The organism is Pontibacter russatus (assembly GCF_009931655.1).
Taxonomy (GTDB): Bacteria; Bacteroidota; Bacteroidia; order Cytophagales; family Hymenobacteraceae; genus Pontibacter; species Pontibacter russatus.
Genome location: NZ_CP047984.1, coordinates 2217694 through 2233984 on the forward strand (window position 1 = coordinate 2217694; position 16291 = coordinate 2233984).

Annotated in this window: 10 protein-coding genes; all 10 read left to right on the forward strand. The window is 57.9% G+C overall.

From position 1 onward, the window contains the following. Window positions 1-55 precede the first annotated feature (55 nt). The 10 genes from GSQ62_RS08875 to gcvH all read left to right on the forward strand — a co-directional run bounded on the left by GSQ62_RS08875 (window position 56) and on the right by gcvH (window position 16289). On the forward strand, window positions 56-1291 hold the full coding sequence (locus GSQ62_RS08875) for a murein hydrolase activator EnvC family protein (protein WP_161891381.1): 1236 nt from the start codon (window positions 56-58) through the stop codon (window positions 1289-1291). A gap of 790 nt (window positions 1292-2081) precedes the next feature. After that, window positions 2082-2300 carry a Sec-independent protein translocase subunit TatA/TatB gene (locus GSQ62_RS08880; protein ID WP_161889174.1) on the forward strand — a complete coding sequence of 73 codons (219 nt, stop codon included), beginning with the start codon at window positions 2082-2084 and terminating at the stop codon, window positions 2298-2300. Window positions 2301-2325: 25 nt separating this feature from the next. Next, the gene (locus GSQ62_RS08885; RefSeq protein ID WP_161889175.1) at window positions 2326-2544 is read left to right on the forward strand and encodes a Sec-independent protein translocase subunit TatA/TatB; all 219 of its coding nucleotides are present in this window, start codon (window positions 2326-2328) and stop codon (window positions 2542-2544) included. Next, a complete protein-coding gene (gene gatA, locus GSQ62_RS08890; RefSeq protein ID WP_161889176.1) occupies window positions 2541-3977 on the forward strand; it encodes an Asp-tRNA(Asn)/Glu-tRNA(Gln) amidotransferase subunit GatA in 1437 nt (478 codons plus the stop codon). The genes GSQ62_RS08885 and gatA overlap by 4 nt, the downstream gene beginning before the upstream one ends. An 8-nt stretch (window positions 3978-3985) precedes the next feature. Continuing rightward, window positions 3986-5518: a lytic transglycosylase domain-containing protein gene (locus GSQ62_RS08895; protein ID WP_237587103.1), complete on the forward strand. Its 1533-nt coding sequence runs from the start codon at window positions 3986-3988 to the stop codon at window positions 5516-5518. A 257-nt stretch (window positions 5519-5775) separates the two neighbouring features. After that, window positions 5776-8049, forward strand: a complete 2274-nt coding sequence (locus GSQ62_RS08900; protein WP_161889177.1) for an NADP-dependent malic enzyme — start codon at window positions 5776-5778, stop codon at window positions 8047-8049. Further along, window positions 8050-8640, forward strand: coding sequence for a Holliday junction branch migration protein RuvA (gene ruvA / locus GSQ62_RS08905; protein WP_161889178.1), 591 nt, complete (start codon window positions 8050-8052; stop codon window positions 8638-8640). A gap of 49 nt (window positions 8641-8689) precedes the next feature. Then, window positions 8690-11362 (forward strand): T9SS outer membrane translocon Sov/SprA, encoded by a 2673-nt coding sequence (gene sov / locus GSQ62_RS20985; RefSeq protein ID WP_262886650.1) that lies wholly within the window; start codon window positions 8690-8692, stop codon window positions 11360-11362. Next, window positions 11245-15849 carry a T9SS outer membrane translocon Sov/SprA gene (sov, locus tag GSQ62_RS20990; protein WP_262886656.1) on the forward strand — a complete coding sequence of 1535 codons (4605 nt, stop codon included), beginning with the start codon at window positions 11245-11247 and terminating at the stop codon, window positions 15847-15849. The genes sov (GSQ62_RS20985) and sov (GSQ62_RS20990) overlap by 118 nt, the downstream gene beginning before the upstream one ends. 59 nt (window positions 15850-15908) lie before the next feature. Further along, window positions 15909-16289, forward strand: coding sequence for a glycine cleavage system protein GcvH (gene gcvH, locus GSQ62_RS08915; protein ID WP_161889179.1), 381 nt, complete (start codon window positions 15909-15911; stop codon window positions 16287-16289). The last annotated feature ends 2 nt before the right edge of the window (window positions 16290-16291 follow it).

The window sequence follows — 16291 nt, forward strand, 5'->3', positions numbered from 1 at the left end:
CTTCAGGTATAGTTTTACCATCTTTGTAGCCTTAGAGTAGAAGAACCCCCTTGTGATGAACGCCCTTTACAGATTCACTTTTTTCCTGCTAATCCTATGCCTGCCGCTGGCCTCCCAGGCCCAGAAACAGAAAAGCAAGGCGCAGCTGGAGAAAGAGAAGAAAGAAAACCTTGCCCGCATCAAAGAGGCCAACCGCATCCTGCAGCAGACAAAAAAGAAGAAAGAGGCTTCCATCGGCCAGCTCAATGCCATCAAAGAGAAAATAACGGTTCAGAAGGGCGTCATCAGCAACATCTCGCGCGAGATAAATTACATCGAGTCGGATGTGCGGGAGACGGAGGGCATGGTGAGTGCGCTCCAGAACGACCTCGAGAAACTGAAGGCCGAATACGCCACGATGGTATATGCGGCCTCCAAAACCGCCAACAGCTACAATAAACTCATGTTCCTGTTTGCCTCCGACTCCTTTAACCAGCTGGTGCGGCGCATGCGCTACCTGCAGCAGTACTCAGATGCCCGCCAGAAACAAGCCGAGCAAATAAACAAGGCGCAGACCGTCTTATCAGGCCAGTTGGCGATACTGGAGTCTAAGAAAAACCAGAAGGAGCGCCTGCTGAGCAAGCAGGTGGCGGAGAGCCAGAACCTCCAGAGGCTGCGGCAACAGCAGGACAGCGTCATCACCAACCTCACCCAGCAGGAAACCGGCCTGAAGAAGGAAGTGGCCGCCCGCCAGGAGTCGGTGAAGAAACTGGAGAGGCTGATTGCCGACATTGTGCGGGAAGAGATAGAGCGTGCGGCGCGTGCGGCGCGCGCAGCCGGCAAAGCCACGAGCGGCAGTTCCAACAAAGTGACGCTAACGCCGGAGGCGGCGCTTATCTCCTCTTCTTTCGCCGGTAACAAGGGGCGTCTGGCCTGGCCTGTGGAGCGCGGCTTCATCTCACAGACGTTTGGCCGCCACAACCACCCGGTGCTGAAGGGCGTGGTGGTGGAAAACCACGGCGTGGATATACAGACATCGCAGGGGGCCAGCGCCCGCGCCATATTTGAGGGAACCGTGCTCACGGTGGCCTCAGTGCCAGGCATGAACAACATTGTGATGGTGCAGCACGGGGAGTACTTCACGGTATATGCCAAGCTCAAGTCCGTGAACGTGAAACCGGGCCAGACCATCAAGATGAAGGACCCCATCGGCACGGTATACACCGACGGAAGCGGCACCACTGAGCTGCAGTTCCAGGTCTGGAAGAACCAGCAGAACCTGAACCCGGCCACCTGGATTGCCCCCAAATAGGACTCCCCTTTCACACCCGCGCCTCAACAGGAAAGCCACCGGTAATAGAGTGGCTTTCCTGTTGAGGCGGCTTTACCTGCCGGCCATATATAGCAGGCATAAGAGCCTGCTATATATGGCGATAGAACCTGGTACCCCTAAATAAAAAAACACCCCACAGTGCAGGGTGCCTTTCCAAGCTATGAAAACAAACTTAATTTTTTTATCTGAATGCAGCCCTGGCGGGCCTGCAGCAAATTCTGATTCAAATGTACGACGATCTGACTAATAATGCAACTTTATTACATCAGCCCGTAATATCGCATCATTCATGTATATATATACTTATATTTAAGAAAAATGTTACTTTGGGTTCCCTTTTATTTTTAACAATTCACGAAGCCCGGAAGTTGCTTTGCCAGCGAATAAGTTTCGGGCCTTCCGGCACCGGGATTTCCATCAAAAAATGCGCTGCGCCTGGGCCTCTATATGCTACAGCAATTTGATTAATTCGCCTTTTCTGTTTACTTTTCGAAAGCGTGTCCCTCCGCTTATACAGGCCTGCTGCCCTTGCTCAGGGTTCTGAAAACATACAGGCTGTTCTGTCTGCAGATAAAATGCTGCCAGCCTCCGCGTAATTACAATGTGCGGGTATGGCAGAAAACACAGTGCACGGCCCTTATTCGCCTTTGCTGCCGGAGGTTAAAAATAATTCAGGGCGGAAAAGAGGCACTTTAAACTTAAAGAATCCGTTTTGGGTTTAATCAAAATATAACTCTAATTTTGTAGCATTCATTTAAAATCGAAAAAGATGGCTATCAACAACATTTTCTTATTCTTAGGAGGCTTGGGAGGCACAGAGATCCTTTTGATCCTTTTCGTTATCCTGCTTCTGTTCGGTGCCAAGCGCATCCCGGAACTGGCAAGGGGCATGGGCCGCGGCATTCGTGAGTTCAAAGACGCCACTAAGGAGATCAAGAGCGACATCGAGAACTCCGTGAAGGACGATAGCCACAGCACTACGAAGTAATCCTCATCTAGCTTTCAGTAGCTCTATGAACGTTACATCTTTGCTTCTCTTTCTGGGGGATCTGGGGGGAGGAGAAATGCTTGTCATCCTAATGGCTGTGCTGCTATTGTTCGGCGCAGATAAAATTCCGAACATCGCGCGCTCCCTCGGGCGCGGCATCCGCGAGTTCAAGGATGCGACAAATGAAATCAAGAACGAACTCGAGCAATCCATCAAAGACGATCCTAAGTCAAAAATAGATTGAGACAATATAACACGCTACGCGATATCCGCGCCGCTATTGCCGACAGACAATTGACATGCCGGCAATTGGTAGAGCAGTACCTACAGAATATCAAGGAAAAGGCATCCCTGAACGCCTTCCTGGAAGTATTTGAGCAGGAAGCCTTTACACAGGCAGACATCGTGGACCACAAAATCACCAATGGCACAGCCGGGAAACTGGCTGGCATGGTGATTGGCATCAAAGACGTGCTTGCTTACAAAGGCCACAGCCTGCAGGCCTCCAGCCATATCCTCGATGGCTTCAAATCACTTTATACCGCATCTGCGGTGGAGCGGCTGCTGCAGGAGGACGCCATTATTATCGGGCGCCAGAATTGCGACGAGTTCGCCATGGGCGCCTCTAACGAGACATCCGCTTTCGGCAACGTGCTGAACGCCGACGACCCCTCCCGCGTGCCGGGCGGTTCCTCGGGCGGCTCGGCCGTGGCCGTGCAGGCTGATCTGTGCTTTGCCTCCATCGGCTCCGATACCGGCGGCTCTGTGCGCCAGCCCGCCTCGTTCTGCGGGGTGGTTGGCTTCAAACCCACCTATTCCCGCATTTCGCGCTACGGCCTGATTGCGTATGCCTCGTCCTTCGACCAGATTGGCGTCATTACGAAAAGCGTGCCGGATGCCGCCCTGCTGCTGGAGGTGATGGCCGGCAAAGACGATATGGACAGCACCGCCAGCCAGCGCGAGGTGCCACCCTACAGCGAACTGCTCTCCTCCGAAAAGAAGTACCGGATCGGCTATATCCGCGACTGCTTTGAGAGCGAGGGCCTGAACACAGAAGTGAAAGACGCCATCCTGGGTGTGAAAGAGATGCTGCGCGAATCGGGCCACCAGGTGGAGGCTGTGGATTTCCCGTACCTCGACTACATTGTGCCAACCTATTATATCCTCACCACCGCCGAAGCCAGTTCCAACCTGGGCCGCTACGATGGGGTGAAGTACGGCTTCCGGTCCGGGAACGTCACCGACCTGACCTCGCTCTACAAAAAGACGCGGGCAGAGGGTTTCGGGCAGGAGGTGCAGCGCCGTATCATGCTGGGCACCTTCGTATTGAGCGCCGACTATTACGATGCCTACTACACCAAGGCGCAGAAAGTGAGACGACTGATTAAAGAGAAGACGGATGAGTTGCTTCAGGCATATGATTTTCTTATATTGCCTACCGCCCCAACCACTGCGTTTAAAATAGGGGAAAACACAGCGAATCCGTTGGCCATGTACCTGGCGGATATCTTTACCGTGCAGGCCTCACTTGCTGGCGTGCCAGCCATCTCCATACCGGTTGGCCGCGATGCCAACGGCCTGTCCATCGGGTTGCAGCTAATGGCCCGATCATTCGAGGAACCGCAACTGCTGGCCTTCTCGAGTCAAATTATGGACATGATTTCCGTTGAAGCATAGATAATGCCATGACCTCTACAAAATTCCTTACACTGCTTTCGGCTGTGGTCTGTAGCATGTGGGCGGCTAACGCCCCCGCTCTCGGCCACGGCCGTTTGTTTGAACAGCCCGCCCCCGGCGACACGCTGACCAAGCCGAAGATGGACACCACCGTTCTCTCCCCAGACGAACTGGCGCTGCTGATTGAGTATATCCCCAACGAACCCGATGAGGTGATCGCCGACAGGCTGAGCTGCATTGAGACGGAGATCCCGCTTGAGTTTAACAACTATGTAAGGAACTTCATCGACTACTTCACCATCCGCAACCGGAAGTACACCCGCACCATGATAACGCGCGAGAACGTTTACTTTCCGATGTACGAGCGGTACCTCAAGAAGCACAACATGCCGATGGAGCTCAAATACCTCTCCATCGTGGAGTCAGGTCTTAACCCGAAGGCGCAATCTCCGGTGGGCGCGGCGGGCCTGTGGCAGTTCATGAAACCTACTGCCGGCGACTTCGGCCTGAAGTTCAACCAGTATATAGACGAGCGCCTGGACCCTGAGAAATCAACGGATGCCGCCCTGCGCTACCTGCGCCGCCTGCACAACACCTACGGCGACTGGGAACTGGCCCTGGCGGCCTACAACTGCGGCCCCGGCAACGTGAGGAAAGCCATTCGCAGGGCGGGGGGCGGCAAAAAGACGTTCTGGGAGATTTTCCCCTACCTGCCAAAAGAAACCCGCGGCTATATCCCGTCGATGACGGCGGTTATATATGCCATGCATCACGCCGCCGACCACAACATCTTCTCCGACTCTATCCTGTACCAGCCGGAGGTAGCCTACCTGGAGGTGTCGCAGGAACTGGACCTGGACCGCCTGGCTGCGGAACTGCACATTACGCCGGAACAGCTGATGGCGCTTAACCCCGAACTGAAGCAGACGGTTATTCCGAAGCACCTGCACTACAGGCTGCGCATCCCGGCGGCGCGCGCCGCCCTGCTGGCCTCTACTGACGATAAAAGCTGTATTCTGATGGCTGCCGCCCCTGTCCGGGAGCCAGCTCTAAAGCTGACGCCTGCAGAGACTCCCGCCATGCTGGCTTCCGCTAAGACGGATGAACCCGCAGAGGAGAAAAAGACTTTAGCGAAACAGGAGGACAAAGCCGCCAGGAAAAAGACACTCTACACCGTGCAGCGCGGAGATAACCTGACGCAGATCGCATCGCGGCACCAGGTGACACCTGCCCAGCTGCAGGAATGGAACAACCTGAAAGGCAGCCGCATACAGCCTGATCAGAAGCTGGTGATATATAAGCCCGCCTCCGCAGAAGAACAGACGGTGGCGCTTGCCTCCAATAGCGAGGCAAAGGCACCCGACAAAACTAAACAGGCGGCTGAGATGGGGCAGGAGCAGCTCATATACCACGTGCAGCCCGGCGACACCCTCTGGAACATCTCGCAAAAGTACAACGGCATCAGCATCGAGCAGATCAAGAAGCTCAACAAACTGAAGTCTGACAACCTGAAGCCAGGGCAAAAGCTGATCCTGAGTTAGCATTCACCGGCGGGCCACAGCAAAAGAGCACCTTCAGCAAGAGGGTGCTCTTTGCTTATCCGGGAGACTCCAGCGGCAGGGCCATATTAAAAAATTGATAAATGCTGCCCTTAAAACTGCTATACCCCTTATCTTTGGCAGTGCAACTTGGATAACCGCCGAATTCTTACAAAATTGGTATCCAGCACTATATTTACAAAGGCGGGCTGGCACCCAACGGCCTGTTCCGCAACGACAAAGCAAACGACCACGCATCTATGAGCAAAGTAAACAGAGAGGACGCACTCGCCTACCACCTGGAGGGAAAGCCCGGGAAGATTGAGGTGATCCCCACGAAAATGGTCAGTACCCAGCACGACCTGGCGCTGGCCTACTCCCCCGGTGTGGCAGAGCCCTGCAAGGAGATTCACGCCGACAAAGACAACGCATATAAGTACACGGCCAAGGGCAACCTGGTGGGTGTCATCTCCAACGGCACGGCGGTTCTCGGCTTAGGCAACATCGGCCCCGACGCCTCTAAGCCGGTGATGGAGGGAAAGGGCGTTCTCTTCAAGAAATTCGCGGGCATCGATGTGTTCGACATTGAGATTGATTCCACAGACCCGGAGGAATTCATCCGGATCGTAAAGTCGCTGGAGCCCACGTTCGGCGGTATCAACCTGGAGGATATAAAAGCGCCGGAGAGCTTCAAGATAGAAGTGGCCCTGAAAGAGCAGATGAACATCCCGGTGATGCACGACGACCAGCACGGCACGGCCATCATCTCGGCCGCCGCCCTGCTGAACGCGCTGGAGATAACCGGCCGGAAGATAGAGGAAGTGAAGATGGTGATGAGCGGGGCCGGTGCCGCCGCCATCGCCTGCGCCAAGCTATATATAGCCCTGGGCCTGAAAATAGACAATATCGTGATGCTGGACCGGGAAGGCGTTATTCACCCGGGGCGCAACGACCTGGATATATACAAGGCGCAGTTCGTGACGACACGCAGCATCCGCACGCTGGCAGAGGCCATGGAGGGCGCCGATGTGTTCGTGGGTCTGTCGGCGGCCAACGTGCTGGCCCCGGAGTTGGTGAAGACCATGGCGCCAGACCCCATTATTTTCGCGCTCGCCAACCCTGATCCGGAAATCTCCTACGATGTGGCCATGGCCACCCGCGACGACCTGATCATGGCCACCGGCCGCTCCGACCATCCGAACCAGGTAAACAATGTGCTGGGCTTCCCCTATATCTTCAGGGGGGCGCTGGATGTGCGGGCCACCGAGATAAACGAGGCGATGAAACTGGCGGCCGTGCGCGCGCTTGCGGCGCTGGCCAAAGAGCCGGTGCCGGACGTGGTGCTGAAAGCCTACAGCGACACCACCATCAACTTCGGACGCACCTACCTGATCCCCAAACCGCTGGACACACGCCTGATCACCACCATATCCCCGGCAGTGGCGCAAGCGGCCATGGAGAGCGGCGTGGCCCGCAAGCAGATCACCGATTGGGAGGCCTACGAGCATGAGTTGCGGGAGCGCATCGGCATCGACCAGAAGCTGATGACGCGCATCACGAACCAGGCCAAGAAAGACCCGAAGACAGTGGTGTTTACCGAGGCAGACAATTACAAGATCCTGAAGGCGGCCCAGATTGTGAAGGAGCAGCGCATCGCGCAGCCGATTCTGCTGGGCAACCGCGAGCGGATAGAGGCCATCATCGCCGAAAACAAGATGGACCTGCAGGGCGCCACCATCATCGACCCCTTTCTGGAAGACGCCAAACGCGCGGAGTATGCCGAGCTGCTCTTCCAGAAACGCCAGCGCAAGGGCCTGACGCTGTTTGATGCGGAGCGCCTGATGCGCGACCGCAACTACTTCGGCAGCATGATGCTGAACAGCGGCGAGGCGGACGCCCTCATCTCCGGCCTCACCCGCGACTACTCCAAAACCATTGTGCCGGCGCTGCAGGCGGTGGGCGTGGAGGAAGGCGTTAACAAAGTGGCCGGGATGTACATCATCCTGAGCCAGCGCGAGCCGCTTTTCTTTGCCGACACCACCGTGAACCTGAACCCGACGGCCGACGAGTTGGTCGACATCATCGGGCTGACGGCACGCGCCGTGAGGTTCTTCGACACGGAGCCGCGCGTGGCCATGCTGTCCTACTCCAACTTCGGCTCGGTGCGCGGCGAGGTGCCGGACAAATCAGCCGAGGCCGTGCGGAAGGCGAAGCAGCGCTACCCGGGCCTGCTGCTGGACGGCGAGATGCAGGCCAACACCGCCCTCAACCGCAACCTGCTGCGCGAGCACTACCCGTTCAGCGAACTGGCCGAGAAGGGCGCCAACACGCTGGTGTTCCCCAACCTGGCCTCCGGCAACATCGCCTACAAGGTGCTGCAGGAGATAGGCGGCGCCGAGGTGATCGGGCCGGTGCTGATGGGCATGCGCAAGCCGGTGCATATCCTGCAGTTGGGCAGCTCCATCCGCGAAATTGTGAACATCGTTTCCATCGCGGTGGTAGATGCCCAGAATTACAACAACCAGCATATATAAATGATAGCTTACATCGACGGCAAACTGACGCACAAAGACCCCACCTTCGTTATCATTGACGTGGGTGGGGTCGGCTACCAGATCAAGGTGTCGCTGAACACGTATTCTGCGCTGCCAGGGGGCGAACGCTGTAGGCTGCACACCTTTCTGCATATAAAGGAGGACGCGCACACGCTCTACGGCTTCAACACCGTTGCGGAGAAGGAGCTGTTCCTGCTGCTGATCTCCATATCGGGGGTGGGCCCCAACACCGGGCTCATGATTTTGTCTTCGTTGTCGGTGGAGGAGGTGCAGCAGGCCATTGTGCGGGAAGACGTGCGCACCATCCAGCACGTGAAGGGGATCGGGGCGAAAACAGCGCAGCGCATCATCCTGGAGCTAAAAGACAAAGTGAAAAAAGACGTGATGCTGTCGGAGGTGGGCGCGCCTGCGGCAGCGTACAATACGAACAGAGCAGAAGCGTTATCTGCATTAGTGACACTGGGCTTTGCGAAGAACGTGGCCGAGAAAACCCTTGACTCAATCATCAAACGCGAGGGCGGCAGCCTGAGCGTGGAGGAGTTGATCAAGTTTGCGTTGAAGTCTTCATAAGAGAATATATCCTGTTTTGATCTGGAAGAGTAAAAAAGGCCACCTGCTTTTGGCTACGGTTGCTACTATTTCTATGCTGGGCTGGTGGTCGCAGGCGGAAGAACTGCGCTCGGCAAGCCGTTTCAAATTTACCATCCTCAAAAACCTTCAGCTGCCGCAGGACACGGTCCGCAAAGACTCTTCCGAAGCGTATATCCCGAGCCGCAGGCCTACCTTTGTCCCCTCCGACAGGCGGGGGAGCCCTTTCAGCACGCGCCCCAACTCCTCCCCCCTGCTGCTGGGCCAGCCCAGCAACCTCCAGTTGAACGTGGAGTTGGACGACAGCCTGCAGGAGTACCGGATCACCGAAACCATCGGGGACATCAACTACCGCCCGCCCTCCACCATGTCGCTGCGCGAGTACTCGGAGTGGCAGCAGCGCCAGGCCATCCGCGACTACTGGCGGGCCAAGTCTGCCGGGCTGGACGGCGAGAGCGTGGTGAGCAGCAACCGCCTTATCCCCAAGCTATATATAAGCCCCATGTTCGACCGCATCTTCGGCGGCAACTACGTGGACATCCAGCCCAACGGCAACGTGTCGCTCAAGTTCGGGGCTCGCTTTAACCGGAACCAGAACCCCAGCATCCCGCTCAGCCAGCAGCGCACCGGCGACTTCGACTTCGAGCAGAACATCTCGCTGAACCTGGTGGGCCAGATCGGGGAGAAAATGCGCCTCAACTTCAACTGGGACAACAACGCCAACTTCGACTTCGAGAACAACATGAAGCTGGACTATACCGGCTACGAGGAGGAGATAGTGCGCAAGGTGGAGGCCGGTAACGTGAGCCTGCCGCTCAACAACTCCCTCATCATGGGCGCCCAGAACCTGTTCGGCATCAAGACGCAGCTGCAATTCGGCCGCCTCGGCGTCACCACCATCGCCTCCAGCGTGCGAGGCACCAACGACGAGGTGGTGGTGCAGAACGGGGCGCAGAACAAGCGTTTCTCCATCCGGGTGGATGAGTACGACAACAACCGCCACTTTTACCTGTCCCAGTTTTTCAGGGGCCGCTACAACGAGTCGCTCAAGAACCTGCCGCTGGTCAACTCCGGCATCGTCATCCGCCGCCTCGAGCTGTACGTGACCAACAACAACCGCTCCACCGAGAACCTGCGCAACATGGTGGCCTATATGGACCTGGGCGAGGCAGACCCCTTCCGGGACCAGTTCGGGAGCGGGAGGCCCGCCACGGCACCCGCCGACAACGCCGCCAACACCCTATATGGCCAGATAGCCCGGAACAGCAGCGCCCGCGACAACTCGCAGGTAGACACGTACCTGAACAGCCTCGGCCTGAAGAAGGGCATCGACTTTGAGCACGTGCGCGCCCGCAAGCTGGACCCGCGGGAATATAAGTTCAACCCGCAGTTGGGCTATATATCCCTGAACACGCAGCTGCTGCCCGACCAGGTGCTGGGCGTGGCCTTTGAGTACACGTACAACGGCAAGACCTACCAGGTGGGCGAGTTGGTGGACGATTACCAGAACCTGAACTCGGAGGAGGTGGTACACCTGAAACTGCTGCGCGCCACGAGCCCCTCGCTGGAGTACCCCACCTGGGACCTGATGATGAAGAACGTCTACAGCCTTGACGCCACGCAGCTGAACCGCGAGAACTTCCAACTCCAGCTTATATATAAAGACGACGAAACAGGCGTAGACATCACCAGCATCAAGGAGCCGAGCCCCATCCAGAACATCCCGCTGGTGGAGGTATTCAACCTCGACAACGTAAACACCAACAACGACAAGCCCAGCGACGGCAACTTCGACTTCCTGTCGGGCATCACCATCGACCCGGAGACGGGCCGCATCTTCTTTCCGCAGGTGGAGCCCTTCGGCGACTACCTCGCCCAGAAACTGGAGGGCCGCCCGGAGCTGATCGAGAAGTACGTGTTCCAGGAATTGTACGAGCAGACACAGACCGACGCGCAGCAGAACAACGTAAAAGCCAAGTTCTATATAAACGGCCGTTTCCAGGCCTCCTCCGCCGATGAGATCATGCTGCCGGGCTTCCGGATAGCGGAGGGCTCCGTGGCGGTGTACTCGGGCGGCACGCGCCTGGTGGAGGGCACCGACTACCAGGTGTTCTACGACCTGGGCCGGATCAAAATCCTGAACCCAAGCTATATCAGCTCGGCCAACGACCTTCGCGTGACCTACGAGAAGGCCGAACTGCTGAACATACAGCCCCGCACCATGCTGGGGGCCCGCTTCGACTACCGCCTGAGCGACGACGTAAACCTGGGCGCGACGGTGCTCACCATCAACGAGCAGGCCTATATAAACCGCGTGAGCATCGGCGACGAGCCCACCAACAACACCATCTACGGCTTTGACCTCAACCTGCAGAAAGAATCCCGTTTCCTGACGAAGATGACGGATGCCATTCCGCTGATCCAGACGAAGGAGCCCTCGCTCGTGACCTTCAGCGGGGAGTTTGCGCAGCTGATTCCGGGGCAGACCAAGTCCAACGCCAACGAGGACGGCGCTTCCTATATAGACGACTTCGAGGGGCGGAGACGCCTTACAGCCTGGGCGGCTTCAACAACACCAACTGGCGCCTGGCAGCCACGCCTGCCCCGCTGGTGCCGGGGCCTGGCCTGGAGTACTCGTACAACCGCGCCAAAATCGCCTGGTATACCATCGACCAGATCTTCTACCGCAACAGCGACAACCTGAAGCCCGACAACATTTCGGACGAGGATTTGGAGAACCAGTACGTGCGGCCGGTAAGGCGCACCGAGGTGTTCCCCGAGCGCGACGCGGAAATGTCGAACACGTTTGAGTACACGTTCGACGTGGCTTACTACCCACAGGAAAGAGGCCAGTACAACTACAACCCGGACCTGACGCCGCAGGGCCTGCTGGCCGGAGACCCGCGCAACAACTGGGGCGGCATCAGCCGGGAAATCTCGTTCGACACGGACTTCGACAACGCCAACATCGAGTATGTGGAGTTCTGGCTCCTGGACCCCTTTATTGGGGGCCCGAACGGCCGGACAGACGCGGAGGGCAATGAAATAACAAGCAACGAGGGCGGCGAACTGGTCCTGAACCTGGGCAGCGTGTCAGAGGACATCCTGAAAGACAACGAGTACGCCTTCGAGAACGGCCTGCCGACCGGCGCCGAGGATGTGCAGGACCTGGAGGAGACCATCTGGGGCCGCGTGACGCAGCAGCAGTTCCTGACAGACGCCTTCTCTGCCGTGCCGGGTGCGCGCCAGAGCCAGGACATCGGCCTGGACGGACTCGGCGACGCCAACGAAGGCACCTATTTCCAGCAAAGCTTCCTGGACCGCATACCGGGCACCCCGCCGCAGACGGTGCTCGATGACCCCTCGGCCGATAACTTCCTCCACCACCTCGACCCTATATATGACCAGCGTAACGCAGGCATCCTGGCGCGCTACAAGAACTACAACGGCATGGAGAACAACTCTCCCGAGGACAGCCGCTTCGCCAATTACGCCTTCCCCGACAAGGAGGACCTGAACCGCGACAACGTGATAAACGACCTGGAGCAGTACTACGAATACAAGGTTAGCCTGCGCCCCGGGCAGTTGGAGGTGGGCCAGAATTATATCGTGGACGCGGTGCAGGACGAGGAGACCGACGCCACGTGGTACCAGTTCCGGATACCGGTGCGCCAGCCTACCAACACCGTGGGCGGCATCAGCGGCTTCAAGTCCATCCGGTTTATGCGCATGTACCTCACGCAGTTTGCCGATCCGGTGGTGCTGCGCTTCGTGCAGTTCCAGTTTATCGCCAACCAGTGGCGCAAGTTTGAGCAACCCATCACCGACGGCACCCCCTGCCTCACCTGCACCGACGACGCCCGCAGCTTTACCGTGTCCACCGTCAACATAGAGGAGAACGGGCAGGCGCTGGCAAATGAGAACAATATTCCGTACAAGGTTCCGCCGGGCATCAACCGCCTCCGCGACTACGCCTCCGTGAACGACCGCCGCCAGAACGAGCAGTCGCTGCAGCTGTGCGTGGAAGACCTGAAAGACTCTTTCTCCAAAGCGGTATATAAGAACATCTCCCTCGACATGCTGATATATAAGCAGCTGAAGATGTTCCTGCACGCCGAGTCGAGCGACCCGTCTGTCCGGGACGGCGATGTGCAGGCCTTTATCCGGATCGGCACCGACTTTACCCAGAACTACTACGAATATGTGGTGCCCCTGAAAATAACCGCGCCGGGCAGCAACATGGTGGAGGACATATGGCCCGAGCAGAACCAGATAGCGATAGCGCTGCAGGACCTGGTGGATGCAAAGGTTGAACGAAACAGTGACCCCGACCACACCTTTTTATATGTGCCTTATGAGAAAACGCTGCCGGACGGCACCCTGATACGCGTGGTGGGCAACCCGGACTTCAGCGAGGTGGAGGGCATTATGATTGGCGTGCGCAACCCCCGCGACGCCAACGGCGACAACCGCCCGCACTCGGTGTGTATATGGGCGGATGAGCTGCGCGTGACTGACTTCCGCAACCAGACCGGCTGGGCGGGCAACGCGCGCCTGAACACCAAGCTGGCCGACTTTGCCAACATTACCGCCACGGGCGCCTATACCACCATCGGCTTCGGGGGCCTGCAGCAGAAAATAGCGCAGCGCGCCCGCGAGAACACCGCCCTGTTCGACGTGAGCGCCAACATTGTCATGGACAAGTTCCTGCCGCAGCAGTGGGGCATTAAGGTGCCGCTTACCCTGCAATACGGCACCCTCTACAGCGAGCCGCAGTTTGACCCGCTGGACAAGGACGTGCCGCTGGAGCAGTCGCTCACCAAGTTTGACTCGGACGATCAGCGGCGGGCCTACCGGAAAGAAGTGACCACCCGCGAAACCCGCAGAAGCATCAGCCTGCTGAACGTGCGCAAAGAGCGGGTGGACCCGGCGGCGCGGGTGCGCCTGTACGACGTGGAGAACCTCTCTTTCTCCTATTCCTACGCCGAGCGCCTGTTCACCAACGTGGAGACAGACCGCGACTACAGCAAGACCTACACGGGCGGCGTGGCCTACACCTACAACAACGAGCCGAAGAACTACACGCCGTTTGCCAATGTGCAGGGGCTCAACTCGCCGTACCTGCGCCCGATTAAAGACTTCAACTTCTCGCTGGTGCCGAGCCGCTTTGCAGTGCGCGCCGACCTCAACCGCTTCTACAACGAAGTGTACCTGCAGCGCCCCGACCAGGAGACCGGCTTCGTGACGACCAGGGGGCTCACGCCGACCTTCCAGAAGTACTTCTACTTCAACCGCATCTACGACATGCGCTGGGACCTGACCAAGAGCCTCTCGCTGGACTACACGGCCACGAACCGCGCCGTGGTGGACGAGCCCTACGCACGCATCAACAACGAGGTGGATTCCCTGCAGTACAAGAACAGGGTGATATGGGAGAACCTGATGCGCGGGGGCCGCAACACCAACTTCAACCAACTGGTGGCCCTCAACTACAAGCTGCCCTTCGACAAGTTCCCGCTCACCGACTGGCTGGATGCCGAAACCCGCTACGCCGCCACCTATATATGGACGGCGGGCTCCACGGCCCTCAACCAGGCGGCGGATTTCCAGCTGGGCAACACGGCCGAGAACAGCACCGAGCTTAGCGTAAACGGCAAGATCGACATGGTGAAGCTCTACAACAAGGTGAAGTTCCTGAAAGATGTGAACTCGCCCACGCCAGCCAGCCCGGTGGCTGCACCGGTTCCCGGCGACACGGCAGCCGCCACCAAGCCGAAAGCCGACCTGAAGGTGCTGAGGGGGCTGGCGCGGCTGCTGATGATGACGCGCTCGCTGAACGTGGCCTACCTCGAGAACCGCGGCTCCATGATGCCGGGCTACCTGCCGACGCCTTCTTTCTTCGGCTTCGACGATGACTTTGAGGCACCGGGGCTGCCGTTTATCCTGGGCCGCCAATATGATCTGGACGACCTGTATTACCGCGCCCACACCAACGGCTGGTACACCGACAGCAGCCAGTACCTCAACACGCCGTTCAGCGCCCTCAACACCCAGACCTTTACCGCACGCGCCAACCTGGAGCCGTTCCGCAACTTCAACATACAGCTGGATGCGCGCCGCACCAAGTCGGTGATCGATGAGATATTCTACCGCAAGGAGTTTGATGATTTCGGGGACATCAGCGAGACGGACCAACGCCAGAACCCGTTTACCTCGGGCTCGTTCAGCACCTCGTTCCTGGCGCTGGGCACGCTGTTCGAGTCAACGGCAGACGGTACGTCGGAGGCCTTCAACAACTTTGTGCGCTACCGCCACAACGTACACGACAAGCTCACCGTCGCCAACGAGTTTGCCGGAGACTCCGGCTATACCCTGAACTCGCAGGAGGTACTGATGAAGTCGTTCCTGTACGCCTACCAGGGCCGCGACATCAACGGGTACGAGGCAAAGGCCGAGAAAAGTCCCTTCGAGCGCCTGCCCATCCCGAACTGGCGCATCGATTACAACGGGCTGGAGCGCCTGCCGCTGTTCCAGAAGTGGTTCAGCCAGATCAGCCTCTCGCACGCTTATAACTCCAGCTACAACATCACCAGCTTCACCACCTCGCTCATATATGACCAGGAACCCGGCGGGTTCCCGACACAGCTGAACGAGAACGGCCGCCTGGAGTCGTACTACATCGTGAACCAGCTGACGGTGCTGGAGCGCCTCGCGCCGCTGCTGGGCATTAACTTCCGCACCAAAAACAACCTGACCGGCCGCCTAGAGTACAAGATCGAGCGGAACCTGTCGCTGAACCTGACAAACGCGCAGGTGACGGAGACCAACGTGAAGGACTATGTGATCGGGCTTGGCTATACCACCAGCAACTTCCGGATTCCATTCAAAATCGGCGGGGAGCGCAAAGTGCTGGAAAACGAGCTGACCATGCGCCTCGACCTCTCGGTGCGCGACAACCAGACGGTGCAGCGGGCCATCTCCACCGACGACGCAGGGACGGAGCGCATCCAGAACCAGATCACCAACGGCACGCGCCAGTTGCAGCTGCGCCCCACCATCGACTATGTGCTGAGCCAGCGCCTGAACCTGCAGTTCTACCTGCTGCGCACCGTGTCGGACCCGAAGATTTCGACCTCGTTCCGCAACAGTGTGACCGAGGGCGGCGTTCAGCTGAGAGTAAGTCTGCAATAAAATTTTAGCATTGCCAAAAAGACCGTAATTTTGACGGGAAACAACTTCAAATAAAACTCATGAACTTACCTGATAACCTAAAGTACACCAAAGACCACGAGTGGGTGCGCGTGGAAGGCGATGTGGCCGTGGTGGGCATCACCGATTTTGCACAGAGCGAGCTGGGTGACATCGTTTACGTAGACATCGACACTGTCGACAAGGAAATCAGCCAGCACGACGTGTTCGGGACGGTAGAGGCTGTGAAGACGGTTTCAGACCTGTTCAGCCCGCTGAGCGGCACGGTGCTGGAGGTGAACCCGAAGCTCGACAACAGCCCGGAGCTGGTGAACTCTGACCCCTACGGCGACGGCTGGATCATCCGGATGTCCATCGGCGACGCCAGCCAGATTGATGGCCTGCTGACGGCTGCGGGCTACCGCGAGGTGATAGGCCAGTAGTT

Excerpts from the sequence above, each read along its gene's own strand:
- GSQ62_RS08875 (WP_161891381.1), top strand. The coding sequence starts at position 56 with ATGAACGCCCTTTACAGATTCACTTTTTTCCTGCTAATCCTATGCCTG.
- GSQ62_RS08880 (WP_161889174.1), top strand. The coding sequence starts at position 2,082 with ATGGCTATCAACAACATTTTCTTATTCTTAGGAGGCTTGGGAGGCACA.
- GSQ62_RS08885 (WP_161889175.1), top strand. The coding sequence starts at position 2,326 with ATGAACGTTACATCTTTGCTTCTCTTTCTGGGGGATCTGGGGGGAGGA.
- GSQ62_RS08895 (WP_237587103.1), top strand. The coding sequence starts at position 3,986 with ATGACCTCTACAAAATTCCTTACACTGCTTTCGGCTGTGGTCTGTAGC.
- GSQ62_RS08900 (WP_161889177.1), top strand. The coding sequence starts at position 5,776 with ATGAGCAAAGTAAACAGAGAGGACGCACTCGCCTACCACCTGGAGGGA.
- ruvA (WP_161889178.1), top strand. The coding sequence starts at position 8,050 with ATGATAGCTTACATCGACGGCAAACTGACGCACAAAGACCCCACCTTC.
- gcvH (WP_161889179.1), top strand. The coding sequence starts at position 15,909 with ATGAACTTACCTGATAACCTAAAGTACACCAAAGACCACGAGTGGGTG.